13 protein-coding genes and 1 pseudogene are annotated in these 12,699 nt (G+C 57.1%); 6 read left to right on the top strand and 8 right to left on the bottom strand.

The window, feature by feature from the left end:
• Window positions 1–145: 145 nt before the first annotated feature.
• From ACR0DK_RS01835 to ACR0DK_RS01825, 3 genes are read left to right on the top strand one after another with little or no spacing between them, the layout of a single operon-like run.
• Window positions 146–988 carry a DMT family transporter gene (locus tag ACR0DK_RS01835; RefSeq protein ID WP_480734631.1) on the top strand — a complete coding sequence of 281 codons (843 nt, stop codon included), beginning with the start codon at window positions 146–148 and terminating at the stop codon, window positions 986–988.
• 38 nt (window positions 989–1,026) lie between these two features.
• Window positions 1,027–1,800, top strand: a complete 774-nt coding sequence (locus ACR0DK_RS01830; protein WP_170401841.1) for an alpha/beta fold hydrolase — start codon at window positions 1,027–1,029, stop codon at window positions 1,798–1,800.
• Complete coding sequence (locus ACR0DK_RS01825; protein WP_170401837.1) at window positions 1,797–2,948, top strand: alpha-D-ribose 1-methylphosphonate 5-triphosphate diphosphatase; 1,152 nt, start codon at window positions 1,797–1,799, stop codon at window positions 2,946–2,948. Before ACR0DK_RS01830 ends, ACR0DK_RS01825 begins: the two co-directional genes overlap by 4 nt.
• Window positions 2,949–3,009: 61 nt before the next feature.
• Here the strand turns inward: ACR0DK_RS01825 and ACR0DK_RS01820 are convergent, their stop codons facing one another.
• From ACR0DK_RS01820 to ACR0DK_RS01805, 4 genes are all read right to left on the bottom strand, one after another.
• Entirely contained in the window at window positions 3,010–4,077 is a 1,068-nt protein-coding gene (locus tag ACR0DK_RS01820) for a 5-(carboxyamino)imidazole ribonucleotide synthase (RefSeq protein ID WP_480734630.1), read from the bottom strand.
• A 2-nt stretch (window positions 4,078–4,079) separates the two neighbouring features.
• Window positions 4,080–4,835, bottom strand: a complete 756-nt coding sequence (locus ACR0DK_RS01815) for an NAD(P)-binding domain-containing protein (protein WP_480734629.1) — start codon at window positions 4,833–4,835, stop codon at window positions 4,080–4,082.
• The gene (gene purE / locus ACR0DK_RS01810; RefSeq protein ID WP_170594571.1) at window positions 4,832–5,317 is read right to left on the bottom strand and encodes a 5-(carboxyamino)imidazole ribonucleotide mutase; all 486 of its coding nucleotides are present in this window, start codon (window positions 5,315–5,317) and stop codon (window positions 4,832–4,834) included. Before purE ends, ACR0DK_RS01815 begins: the two co-directional genes overlap by 4 nt.
• A 76-nt stretch (window positions 5,318–5,393) precedes the next feature.
• Window positions 5,394–5,618 (bottom strand): YdcH family protein, encoded by a 225-nt coding sequence (locus ACR0DK_RS01805; protein WP_010441787.1) that lies wholly within the window; start codon window positions 5,616–5,618, stop codon window positions 5,394–5,396.
• A gap of 165 nt (window positions 5,619–5,783) precedes the next feature.
• Between ACR0DK_RS01805 and ACR0DK_RS01800 the strand changes: the two genes are divergently transcribed.
• The 3 genes from ACR0DK_RS01800 (at window position 5,784) to ACR0DK_RS01790 (ending at window position 7,389) form a co-directional block, all read left to right on the top strand.
• The gene (locus ACR0DK_RS01800; protein ID WP_010441788.1) at window positions 5,784–6,197 is read left to right on the top strand and encodes an Hsp20 family protein; all 414 of its coding nucleotides are present in this window, start codon (window positions 5,784–5,786) and stop codon (window positions 6,195–6,197) included.
• 5 nt (window positions 6,198–6,202) lie between these two features.
• A complete protein-coding gene (locus ACR0DK_RS01795) occupies window positions 6,203–6,427 on the top strand; it encodes a DUF1150 family protein (RefSeq protein WP_170392397.1) in 225 nt (74 codons plus the stop codon).
• Window positions 6,428–6,510: 83 nt separating this feature from the next.
• On the top strand, window positions 6,511–7,389 hold the full coding sequence (locus ACR0DK_RS01790) for a PhzF family phenazine biosynthesis protein (protein ID WP_480592007.1): 879 nt from the start codon (window positions 6,511–6,513) through the stop codon (window positions 7,387–7,389).
• 72 nt (window positions 7,390–7,461) lie between these two features.
• Here ACR0DK_RS01790 and ACR0DK_RS01785 read toward each other — a convergent pair whose 3' ends face one another.
• From ACR0DK_RS01785 to trxB, 4 genes and pseudogenes are all read right to left on the bottom strand, one after another.
• Window positions 7,462–9,180 carry a bifunctional sulfate adenylyltransferase/adenylylsulfate kinase gene (locus tag ACR0DK_RS01785; RefSeq protein WP_170801983.1) on the bottom strand — a complete coding sequence of 573 codons (1,719 nt, stop codon included), beginning with the start codon at window positions 9,178–9,180 and terminating at the stop codon, window positions 7,462–7,464.
• Window positions 9,181–9,380: 200 nt separating this feature from the next.
• Window positions 9,381–11,036 (bottom strand): adenylate/guanylate cyclase domain-containing protein, encoded by a 1,656-nt coding sequence (locus ACR0DK_RS01780; protein ID WP_480734626.1) that lies wholly within the window; start codon window positions 11,034–11,036, stop codon window positions 9,381–9,383.
• A gap of 102 nt (window positions 11,037–11,138) precedes the next feature.
• Window positions 11,139–11,597: pseudogene (locus tag ACR0DK_RS01775) on the bottom strand (RES family NAD+ phosphorylase).
• 1 nt (window position 11,598) lies between these two features.
• The gene (trxB, locus tag ACR0DK_RS01770) at window positions 11,599–12,540 is read right to left on the bottom strand and encodes a thioredoxin-disulfide reductase (RefSeq protein WP_170818829.1); all 942 of its coding nucleotides are present in this window, start codon (window positions 12,538–12,540) and stop codon (window positions 11,599–11,601) included.
• Window positions 12,541–12,699 lie beyond the last annotated feature (159 nt).

The raw sequence follows: 12,699 nt of genomic DNA, 5'->3' as shown, positions 1-12,699 counted from the left end.
TTGGGCGGCCCCGGTTTTGTTTGGAATGTCTGTTGTGCATTCGTATCATTGGCGCTGGTAGGCTCTGGTCCGAGGAGGGTCGGGATTGGCTCGGCAATCGGGAATGTGAGTGTGCAAATCCCTTTGAAACGGCTATGCGGTTGATATGCGACTGTTTCTTCTGACCGCTTTAACCATGTGCGCCTTCGCCGCGAATTCGATCCTGAACCGCCTTGCTATCGACAGTGGCGCAAGTGATCCGGCGGGATTTGCCATCATCCGGGTTTTGGCTGGTGCCTTGGTTTTAACGGTATTGGTGGCGCTTAGGGGCGGCTCGATCCCTGTTTTGGATCGTCGACGTGTTGTTGGGGCCGGGTCACTGTCGCTTTATATGATCGGGTTTTCAGTAGCGTATCTGACGCTTGATGCCGGGCTTGGTGCGCTGATCCTGTTCGGGGTTGTGCAAATTACCATGTTTGCGATTGGTGCAATGACCGGTTCTGCACCCACGTTGAGACAGATATTGGGTGCCGGTATTGCGCTTGGTGGACTGGCGTTTGTTCTTTGGCCTGCTGGGACGGTTCAGGTCGACCCGACAGGGGCCGGCTTAATGACGGCTGCCGGGGTCGGGTGGGCCATATATTCCATCGCGGGCCGGTCCGAACCAGATGCATTGTCGGGAACTGCAGCAAATTTCATCATGGCGTTGCCCGTCACGGGATTTGCCCTGTTCCTGCTGGGAAGCAATTGGCAAATGTCTCCGCTTGGCTATGGGCTGGCTGCGCTTTCCGGAGGCGTCACGTCCGGTCTCGGCTATGCGCTATGGTACCGTGTCGTGCCACAGCTTTCACCGGCGGTGGCCGCGATCGTGCAACTCAGCGTTCCAGTTATCGCAATTGCTGCCGGGGTCATCCTGTTAGCCGAGACGGCAAGTCTAAGGCTTCTGCTCGGCGCCGGATTTGTACTCGGCGGCATCGCACTGGCGGTGCTGCGCCGGAACCGTGGCTAGGGGTTCCCTCGGCCTGGGTTAGGCCTTATCTGGCGTGTATGAAATTTCTTGCTGTTCTCCTCTTGTGCCTTATGCCTGCGGTGGCCAATGCGAAATGCGTGGTTCTTCTGCATGGCCTCGCGCGCACAGAGGCCTCGTTTACCGTCATGGAACAGCTTTTTCATGCGCATGGTTACACTGTGGTTCGTCCAGGTTACCCTTCGACAGACCTACCAATACCAGACCTCGCCAACCAGACTTTACCAGCTGCGTTCGCCGCCTGCGGAGAGGATACGGTTAACGTTGTAGCGCATTCGATGGGGGGCATTCTGCTGCGCTATTGGTTGCAGGACAACGACCCCGAGAATCTGGGACGCGTTGTCATGCTCGGACCTCCTAATCAGGGCAGCCAACTGGTAGACGAGCTTGGCGCCTGGGAGGTTTTCGGCTTTCTGAATGGCCCTGCAGGGCTTGCGTTGGGAACCGGACCAGAGGGTATTCCACGCCGCCTGCCGCCCGTGGAGTTCGATTTGGGGGTGATTGCAGGCGAGAACTCATTGAACCCATTGTTCTCGTCTCTGATCGATGGTCCAGATGACGGCAAGGTATCGATAGAGACCACAAAGGTTGAGGGTATGGCTGATCACATCGTCTTGCCGGTGACGCATACGTTCATGATGAACAACCCGCGGGTCATGGCGCAGACCCTGCATTTCATCGAATTCGGACAGTTCGATCCACAAATCACCTGGCTTGACGGGGTGATGGATATCATCGACCAGATCTGTCTTGGGGAAGATTGCTCGGAACCGGACTCGGAGCCCACTCAATGAACTCATTGGAACTGACATTGACCGGCGCGAATGTTCTGTTGCCCGGCGAAGGGGTGTCGCGTGCTGAACTGACGATCGCCGAAGGTACCATTCAATCCGATAGGGCAGGGCGGCAGATTGATTTGTCAGGATACCTCATCCTGCCTGGCATCATTGATTTGCATGGCGACGGTTTTGAACGTCACATCGCGCCCCGGCGCGGTGCCATGAAGCAGATGGCAGAGGGCATTTTATCGGTCGAGGCGGAACTGGCCGCGAATGGAATAACCACAGCTGTTCTGGCGCAGTTCCACAGTTGGGAAGGCGGCGTGCGCGGGCCCGAGTTTGCTGGTCAGGTTTTTGACGCCATCGCTGCGGTTCGGGATGATGTTGTAACCCAACTGATCCCTCAACTGCGCTTCGAAACCCATATGCTGGACGACTATGACGGGCTGCCCGAACGTATCGCGGATTGGCAGGTGCCTTATGTGGTTCTGAATGATCATCTACCTCATGACCGGCTGGCTGAGGGGCGAAAACCACCCCGCTTGACGGGGCAGGCACTGAAGGCGGGACGGAATCCCGAAGTGCATTTTGAGATGCTGAAGGCAATGCACAACCGCAGCGCCGAGGTGCCAGCAGCACTGGACAGCCTTTGCACTGTCCTTGCGAACCGAGGAATTCGGCTCGGCAGCCATGATGATACAACGCCGCAGGATCGTGCTGAGTGGCGCGAGCGCGGGGTGATGATCTCGGAATTTCCGGAAACGCTGGAAGCCGCCGAATGTGCCCGGGCGGGCGGAGATCACATCATCCTCGGCTCACCCAATGTTGTGCGGGGCGGCTCACATAAGGGAAATGCCAGCGCGGTGGATCTGATCTCGATGGGTTTGTGTGATGCATTGGCATCGGATTACCACTACCCCAGCCCGCGCCGCGCTGCGCTGATGTTGGTAAAATCTGGCCTGCTGGATATTGCGAGCGCCTGGGCGCTTGTCTCGTCCGGTCCCGCGCGGGTTTTAGGCCTGAAGGATCGCGGAACGTTACAGCCCGGATATCGTGCTGATCTGGTGATACTCGATGCGACAACCCACAAAGTCGCCGCCACACTATCAGGCGGGTGTGTCAGCTATATGTCCGGTAGTATCGCAACACGTTTCTTGAGCTGATCCCGGCTTCATCTGGCTAAAAATACCTCCGCCGGAGGCATCGCGCTTAAGCGCGATTACCTCATCGCGAAATCCGGTTGAAATGCCCCATCTTGCGGCCGGCCTTGACCTCGGCCTTGCCATAGAGATGCAGTGCTACGTCCCGTTCGCGTGAAAGCTCGGGTACGCGGTCCATGTCATGCCCGATCAAATTCTCCATCACGACGTCCGAGTGGCGCTGACCGTCGCCCAAAGGCCAACCGGCCACGGCGCGAATATGTTGTTCAAACTGATCCACGGCGCAGCCGTTCTGGGTCCAGTGACCCGAGTTATGAACGCGCGGCGCGATTTCATTCACGATCAATCCTTGTGGCGTCACAAACAATTCGACACCCATGACGCCGACATAATCCAGCGCGTTGAGAATGTTGGCGGCCAGCAATACCGCATCTGTCCGCTGCGCCGGAGACAGGCGTGCCGGTATTGTGGTCGTGTGCAGGATGCCATCGCGATGGACATTCTCTCCAGGATCGAAACAGGCAACTTGCCCGTCCAGACCGCGTGCTGCGATGACCGAAACCTCGTGGCTGAAGTCCACAAACCCTTCCAGTATGGACGGCGCGCCCGCCATATCGGCCAGTGCCGCCCCGGCATCTTCGGGTGCGCGCAGCCGGGCCTGACCTTTACCGTCATAGCCGAAGCGGCGGGTTTTCAGGATGGCGGGGGTGCCAATGTCATCAATTGCGGCGCGCAAGCTGTCCAAATCGGAGATGTCTGCAAAGGGCGCGGTTTGCAGGCCTAAGCCTTGTAGAAATGTCTTTTCGGTCAAGCGGTCCTGACTGACCCGCAACGCCTCTCGACCCGGGTGAATGGGGCGGTGTGCCTCAAGCAGATCCAGCGCCTGGGTGGGGATGTTTTCAAACTCGTAGGTGATCACGTCGACCGACTCAGCAAAGGCCTTCAATGCGTCGGCGTCATCATAGGCTGCGGTCGTGACCTGATTTGCAACTTGACCGGCCGGAGGATTTGCGCCCGGCTCGAATATGTTTGACTTGAACCCCAACCGTGCAGCCGCGATCGAGAGCATCCTGCCCAGTTGACCGCCCCCCAATATCCCGATTGTCGCACCGGGCGTAAGCATATCTGACATCGTCATGTCTCCAATCTCTTGCCAATCGCACTCAGTGCAGCACGCAAGGCATCATGCGCGCCCTCGGATTGCAAAACATCCGTCATCTGAAGGCTCAGTGTGCCCTCGGTCGCAAGCGCGTCACGCTCGGCTGCCAATTGGCCCGCATGCTCTTTGTGCATTGATGTCAGAAACCCTGACACAAGCTGCGTGGTGTAGAATTCGGCCCGGTCTTTGTCGCCGGTCTGATCAGCCAACCATTCGGTGCCTGTTGCCATAAGGTCCAGGATACCTGGCACCATGGCGCAGATGGCGAAGTGGGCGTTCAACGCGGCCTCATTGGCAACCTTGACCACAGGGTTTTCGGGTTCGAACAAATCAGCCAAAAGGCGATCGTTGCCGTAAGCGGCCAGCGGGCAACCCCCTGTCTGAAGGAACCCCAGCGGGATGGTTTGCACGAAATCCGATGCTGGCGCGCACAGGCTGGCAAGCTGCACCTCAGAGACGGCGGCCATCACCGAAACAATCTTCTGATCTGCGCGAAAGCTTAGCGGGGCCAGAACGTCCTCGGCCACATGGGGGCGCAAGCAGAGAAACACGATCTCGGACGCATCAATCACGTCTTGCGGAGTGCCAACTTGGACCCCAAGTTCGGCCTGCAGGGCCGAGGATACCTGGGCATTGCGTTCTGTGACGTGAAGATCATGACCTTTTGCGGCCATCAGCCGCGCGATTGGCGCAGCGATGTGGCCTGTGCCGATGAAACCGATACGGCTCATTGCTGAGGTTCTTCCGGGATCGAAGCAGAGAGGGCCTCGCGCCAGGCATCCAGCCGTTCCGCAAGCGCAGAATCCTGCAGCGCCAGAATGCCTGCGGCCATCAGACCCGCATTGGCCCCGCCGGCCGAACCGATAGCCATGGTCGCAACCGGAAAACCTTTGGGCATCTGCACAATGGAATAGAGCGAATCTACGCCCGACAACGCGCGGGTTTGCACCGGAACGCCAATCACGGGCACGCGTGTTTTCGACGCCATCATTCCGGGCAAATGCGCCGCGCCACCCGCGCCCGCGATAATGACCTGCAAGCCGCGCGACACGGCGGTTTTGCCATAATCCCAGAGGCGATCCGGCGTGCGGTGGGCCGAGACGATCCGCGCCTCATAAGCGATGCCCAATTCATCCAGAATATCGGCGGCCTCTTTCATCGTGGGCCAGTCCGACTGACTGCCCATGATGATCCCTACTTTCACATCGCTCATCCGCTTACGCCCCTGCCATCGGAAAGAGCGCGCACTATAGCCAAATCCGCATATGTGGCAATGCGGTACGCGCGTCTCAGGCGATGATATCGGGGGTCAATCTGTCTTCGATCAGACGGATGATGTCTTTCAGGCGCAGTTTCTGCTTTTTTAGCCGCTTGATCGTCAATTGGTCCGAGGTCCCCTTGGCCTGCAAGGCCTCGATCGCTTCGTCCAAATCACGGTGCTGGCGTCGAAAGACCTCTAATTCCACCCGTAGGACTTCATCGGTTTTCATCGAAAGATCGGTGGGTGCGTTCATGGACGACTCAGTGTTTCAAGTGGTGCTTCTAACACAAGATAGTGTGTCAGGGTTTATCCGGCCAGACCTTGTGGACATCCCTGTATCTTCCCATATTCTATATCACGCGGTTGCCGACATCGGGACCGCAGAATACGTCGCTTTGACAATGAAGGACGAAAATACGTGTCGAAACTTACCTTAGGCTCATACCCGCATCTTTTGGGGTTCGAGCAGTTGGAACGCCTTCTGGAACGGTCTGCAAAGGCCGGAAATGAAGGATACCCGCCCTATAATATCGAGCAGACCTCGGATTTTTCCTATCGCATCACCTTGGCGGTGGCCGGTTTCGCGGAAGAGGACCTGTCGATTACAATCGAGGATCGCCAGTTGGTGATCCGGGGCCGTCAGCGCGACGACAGCGAGGGGCGCATATTCCTGCACCGTGGCATCGCGGCGCGTCAATTCCAGCGCATGTTTGTGCTGGCTGACGGGGTCGAGGTGGGCGAGGCGATCATGGAAAACGGTCTGCTGCATGTGGACCTGACCCGCGCCGTGCCTGAAACCGTGGTTCAGACAATCAACATCAAGAAGGGGTAAGAGCAATGAATACACCGATTGAGATCAACGCCGAAGGCAATCGGATTGTCTATGTAAAGGCCGTTGATGTGGCAGACCTTCCGCAGGATCTGCGAGAGCAGGCAGGCGATCTGGATCAGCTGTATGCTGTCCACGATTCCGATGGGCAGCAATTGGCACTGGTTGCCGACCGCAAGCTGGCCTTTGTACTGGCACGCGAACATGACCTGTCCCCGGTGGCCGTTCACTAGGCCACCAAACATTCCGCCGAATTGACGTGACATTTTCTGCCTCAGCGGTGATCGTGCCGCTGATTGAAACGCAGGAGTGCGCGATGAGCTGGTATGATTTCGATTGGGTGGATGCGTTCAGCGATCAGGCCTTTGGTGGCAACGGCTGCGCAGTTGTGCATGAGGGTGCAGGGCTGTCGGACGCGGTTTGCATGGCATATGTGCGCGAGACTTCTCTGGTTGAATGCACTTTTACCGGGCCATCCGATATCGCTGATATCCGGGTCCGGTACTTCCTGGCCAGCCGGGAAATCCCATTTGCCGGGCACCCGACCATAGCAACCGTTGCAGCGATGCGATCACGGGGGTTGGTTCAGGGTGATGCTCTGACGCTTGAGACCGGAGCAGGGATTGTATCGATCAAACTGAATGGTGATGACATCGAAATGACGCAGGTCGCCCCGCAATTCGGCGATCATGTGCCCGCAGATCTGGTTGCCGCCGCCATCAGCCTGCCTGAAGAGGTGGTAATTTCTCCACCGCAGTTCGTTTCAACCGGTCTGCCCTTTTGCATTACGGTCCTGCGCGATCACGAGGCGCTGCGCGCTGCCAAGCTGGATGTTGCTTTGCTCAGTCATATTACCGAAAAGGCCGGTTTCTCGGGGTCGGACATGGCTGAACCGTTTCTTGTAACACTGAAAGGCGCAACGACTACGGGCGACACATTCTCGCGCCTGATGATGGCGCCCCCCAGCCCGCCCGAGGACCCGTTCACCGGATCGGCCACCGGTGCGATGGCGGCCTATCTCTGGAAACACGGACTGATGGACAAAGAGACATTCATCGCCGAACAGGGCCATGACATGGGCCGCCCCGGTCAGGCGACCGTGACACGCGTTGGACCTTCGGATGCGATGACGGGGATCAAAGTTGCCGGGCGCGGCCATGTCCTGATGCGCGGGCAGGTGAATTTGCCCGACTGAACCAGACCCGCACCTGCGAAAAAGGCCCTCAGAAATCTGAGGGCCTTTGATGTATTTTTTCGTCTTAAGTGATCAGGATGCTGCAATCAGCCCCATGCTTTCCAGTTTAAGCAGAACCTGATGTGCGCAGTTGTCAACCTCGACATTCTCGGTCTCGACGCGCAGCTCTGGGTCTTCAGGGGCGTCGTAAGGGTCGGAAATCCCCGTGAACTCTTTGATCTTGCCCTCACGTGCCAGTTTGTACAGACCCTTGCGGTCTCGGCGCTCGCATTCTTCAATGCTGGTCGCGACATGCACCTCGCAAAATGCACCGAATTGTTCGATCTCTTCACGCACAGCACGACGGGTAGTTGCGTAAGGCGCGATAGGAGCACAGATGGCAATACCGCCGTTCTTGGTTATCTCAGACGCGACATAACCGATGCGGCGGATGTTCAGATCGCGATGTTCCTTCGAAAAGCCCAGTTCCGAGGACAGGTTCTTACGCACGATATCCCCGTCCAGCAAGGTAACCGGACGATCCCCGGTCTCCATCAGCTTGACCATCAAGGCGTTGGCAATGGTGGATTTGCCCGAGCCTGAAAAACCGGTGAAAAATACGGTGAATCCCTGTTGCGAGCGCGGCGGGAAGCGGTTGCGCAGTTCCTGAACAACTTCGGGGAACGAAAACCAATCCGGAATCTCCAGCCCTTCGCGCAGACGGCGGCGCAGTTCAGTGCCCGAGATGTTGAGGATCGTGACGTTGTCCTTGTCCAGGATCTCGTCATTCGGCTCGTATTGCGCGCGTTCCTGCACATAGACCATATGTTTGAAATCGACCATCTCGACGCCGATCTCGTCCTGATATTTTCGGAACAAGTCTTGTGCATCATAGGGGCCGTAGAAATCCTCACCGGCAGAGTTTTTGCCTGGACCTGCGTGGTCACGACCGACGATGAAATGGGTGCAGCCGTGGTTTGCGCGGATCAACCCGTGCCAGACTGCCTCGCGCGGGCCAGCCATGCGCATCGCAAGGTTCAGCAGCGACATCGACGTAGTCGAGGCCGGATATTTATCCAACACGGCTTCGTAGCAACGCACGCGGGTGAAATGATCCACATCGCCCGGTTTGGTCATGCCAACCACGGGATGAATTAGCAAGTTGGCCTGTGCTTCTTTTGCAGCACGGAAGGTCAATTCCTGATGCGCACGGTGCAAAGGGTTACGGGTCTGGAACGCAACGATCCGGCGCCAGCCCACTTTGCGGAAATAGGCGCGTAGCTCGTTCGGCGTGTCGCGGCGGGCTTTGAAATCGTAATGCACGGGCTGCTGGATGCCAGTGACCGGGCCGCCCAGATAAACTTTGCCCGCTACATTGTGCAGGTAATTCACAGCCGGGTGCGCATCATCATCAGCGCCAAAGACCTTTTCCGCCTCACGCGCCTTGTCTGGTGTCCAGCGGTCGGTCACGGTCATGGTGCCGAGGATCACGCCTTCCTGATCGCGCAGGGCAATATCCTGGCCCAGCTCGATCGATGCGGCAAAATCCTCATCAACATCCAAGGTGATCGGCATTGGCCAAAGTGTTCCATCGGCGAGGCGCATGTTTTCGACCACGTTGTCATAGTCCGCTTCGCTCAGGAAACCTTTGAGCGGATTGAACCCGCCGTTCATAAGCAGTTCCAGATCGCAAATCTGCCGGGGCTTAAGATCCCAGCTGGTCAGATCAGCGGCTTCTATCTTGAGTTTCTGCGCAGACTCGTAGGAAACATACAGTTCGGAGATAGGGGCCAGATTGCTTAACATCGTCATCGGAAAACTCTTATCGCAGTTCTGTTGGCATTTGTTTCAAGGGTGTTTGCAGGGCATGTGCCTCGGCCTGAGGGTGAAGTCCATAGACTTGCAAAAACTAAGGATGAAATGCGTGGTTTTTTCTCGAAATGGAACGGTTTTCTGTTTTTTGTTTCAGGTTATTGAAAAAATCCCGCCGCTCAGGCTCATTAGGCGCATTCTCAGGCAATCTGTTCCAGTGGTGAGGTTTGCGACTCAAGGTCGGCTGCGTGCCTGACGGGCAGGGCGGGGACAGGTTCAGAGACACCGCGCAGGCTGAATTCCCGCAGATCGCGGGGATCACATTGTAATCCAGCCGCGTCCAAAACCTTGTCCGATACAAGGAGTTCGACCCCCAGTGCTTTGGTTTCAGCCTCCAAACGGCTGGCAACGTTTACAGCGTCTCCAATGATGGTGCGTGGCGCGTGTTTAGCCGCTCCGATTTCGCCCAGCACAAGATCACCAAGATGTAGACCCATACCAATGCGCACAGGTTGGCTGCCTTCTGCTTGGAGCTGCTGGTTGAAACGCTCCAATGCGTGTCCGATCCCGGCCGCTGCCCTCAGACCGGCACTTGCCGAACTTGCGGCGTTGGCTGTTTCGAACATCGCCAGCAACCCATCGCCCATGTATTTGTCGACAACCCCGCCTTGCGCCGTGATTGCTGGGACAATTGCGTCGAAGAAACGATTCAACAGAAACACGATATCATACGGCAATTGCCCGGTTGTGCGGGCGGTGAACCCGCGCATGTCCAGAAACAGAACCGCCAGTTGCCGTTCTTGCCCTTGGCTCGCATGCGCACGATCACGCGCGCCGTCGGGGCGGAAAACACGAAACACCGTGAGCGGATCGGACGGCCGCATCTGGCAGGCCAGGCGGGTTCCTTCTGGCGCGCTGATCGCTTTCAGACTGCGGGCCTCAACTTCGGTTGGCGGGTGCAACTGATCGGCACCATCTTCAACCACTACGCGACAGGTCGTGCAGCGCCCCTTGCCACCACACAGCGCGGTATGTGGGATGCCATTTGCGCGTGACATCTCCAAAAGGGTCATGCCTTTCTCCGACACAACTTCTGGACCGTTGACATAGCGCACCCGCACCGAATGCCGCCGCCGCCAAAGCTTGCGCCCGAGATAGACCAAGCCTGTTAGTGCAAGCGCGGCCCAGAAAACCCACTGCGTATAGTCTGTGACGGAAAACAAGGACTGAAACTCTTCTTGCGAAGGCCAGTTATAGTATTCGACATACTGTTCTCGCAGATCGGGGTCGGCAAAATCGGCCCAGATTCGCCGCCCCTCGGTCAGAAGGCCTGCGAAGGCGAAGCCCGGTACAAAGACGGCGAGACCGATCAGATATGGAACCATCGCGCGCCACCATGTGGTCAACCGTAACCACATATGTAGCCCTATACATCCGTGGACCCACACCAACAGAAGCAATAGACTTTGAAACCAGATCGCGGAGCTGGGCCACATCAGAATGATGATGTAACCCATTTCATCATTCACCCCGAAAATCTCATGCGCGTATCGGGTCTGAACCAGATGTGAGATAAGCTGCAGCGGGATCAACAATCCAAGAATAACCTGAAGCGCGACGCTGAAAGGCATTCTGAGCGTGCGGCGCTGCGCGAGTGAGACAAGCGCCAGTCCCATGTGCAGCAGCAATGCGCCATATATCACGATGCTGCCGATCTCATTACGGCTGACAGCTTTGCGTCCGCCCTGCATCCCGTGCAGCAAATCAGTGTGAAACAGACCAAGGCCGATATTGATGAAATGAAAGAACGCAAAGACAAACAGCACGAGCCCGCTTGCGATTCTGAGCCGGCTCATCCATCCGCCGCGCCAAAGAACGTTTTCCAAAAGCTCACCTGTTCTTCGCGTTACTATGGTTGATCCTGATACGGTGCCGGGCACCGGTCAAGATAGGCGCGGTCACCTTTCGTGGAACCAGTCGCAGGGGGCGCCTGCGGTTTGTATCATCTGGTGTTCTGCGTTGAACAACACCAGATGGCTCAGTTCAGGACGCGAGCGCGAACTGTATAACAGCCCATCCGCGCCGTATGTGCGGGCCTTGTCCGAAAATCGCCATGTTGGAGAGGGTATGCCGGTTGCCCGCATGTCTTGCCAGACGATCGAGGCAGAAGGTTACCCTCGCAAATCCAATACTTGCGCCTTGGATATCTTCAAGCGATGGATCGCCCGTGGAGGGTCGCACTGCGAGACATAGCGCCGAATGGCGATCGCGGCCCCTTCAGCGCTAAGCGACGCATAAAGCGCGAATTGGCCAGAATGATGAAACCGTCCTTCGGGGGCACGGGCCGATGATAGCGGGTCACCCGATTGGGTGCGGAACAGAATTCTCCAGACGAGGCCGGAGAAATCTGTGATCATCTTAGTCGTTCTCCGCCAAGAATCGTTCTGCATCCAGCGCGGCCATGCAGCCCATACCGGCACTTGTCACAGCCTGACGGTATACGTGGTCGGTCAGGTCTCCGGCAGCGAAAACTCCCGGAACCGAAGTTTGCGTTGTGCCCGGCTTGGTCACAACGTAGCCACCCATGTGGGTTTCCAGCGTATCTTTGACCAGCTCATTTGCCGGGGCGTGGCCGATAGCGACAAATACGCCTTTGCACGGAATCTCCGTGATTTCGCCGGTCTTTACATTCTTGACCTTGACGCCTTCCACACCCAGTGGGGCATCGGTTCCGATCACCTCATCCAGTTCGTGAAACCAAAGCGGCTCGATCTTTTCGTTCTTGAACAGCCGATCCTGAAGGATCTTTTCAGCTCGCAACTCATCGCGGCGGTGGATCAGAGTGACTTTGCTTGCGAAGTTGGTCAGGAACAGCGCTTCTTCCACGGCAGTATTTCCGCCGCCGATCACAACGATTTCCTGACCGCGATAGAAGAAGCCGTCACAGGTGGCACAGGCTGATACGCCAAACCCTTTAAATTTCTCTTCCGAGGGAATGCCTAACCACTTGGCTCGTGCGCCCGTTGCCAGAATCACCGCGTCAGCGGTGTAGACGGTGCCACTGTCGCCTTTGGCTGTGAAGGGACGCTTGCTTAGATCGAGATCGCTGATGATATCGCCGATCACTTCGCATCCCATTGCCTTGGCGTGATCCTGCATCCGAACCATCAGGTCTGGCCCCTGAACCTCGGTGTCACCCGGCCAGTTTTCCACCTCGGTTGTGGTGGTCAGTTGTCCACCGGGTTCGATACCCTGCACCAGGATCGGTTCCAACATGGCCCGGCTTGCATAAACGCCCGCGGTGTATCCTGCAGGTCCCGACCCGATGATCAGAACCTTGGTGTGTCGTGTTTCGGCCATGGTATCCTCACTCAAACTGCCTCGGCGGACGTGTTGTCCGGTGCGGATCGATATAGCGACCGCAGGGCAGGGCTTAAAGCCCCTTCATATTGCAGGTCCGTGATGTGCCTAATGATTGGCTTTGCGGCCAATTATGTATCTGAAATAACGAAAATTGCG

The sequence above is a fragment of the Ruegeria sp. CE6 genome (assembly GCF_056537485.1).
This window is presented reverse-complemented; position numbering and strand designations above follow the sequence as displayed.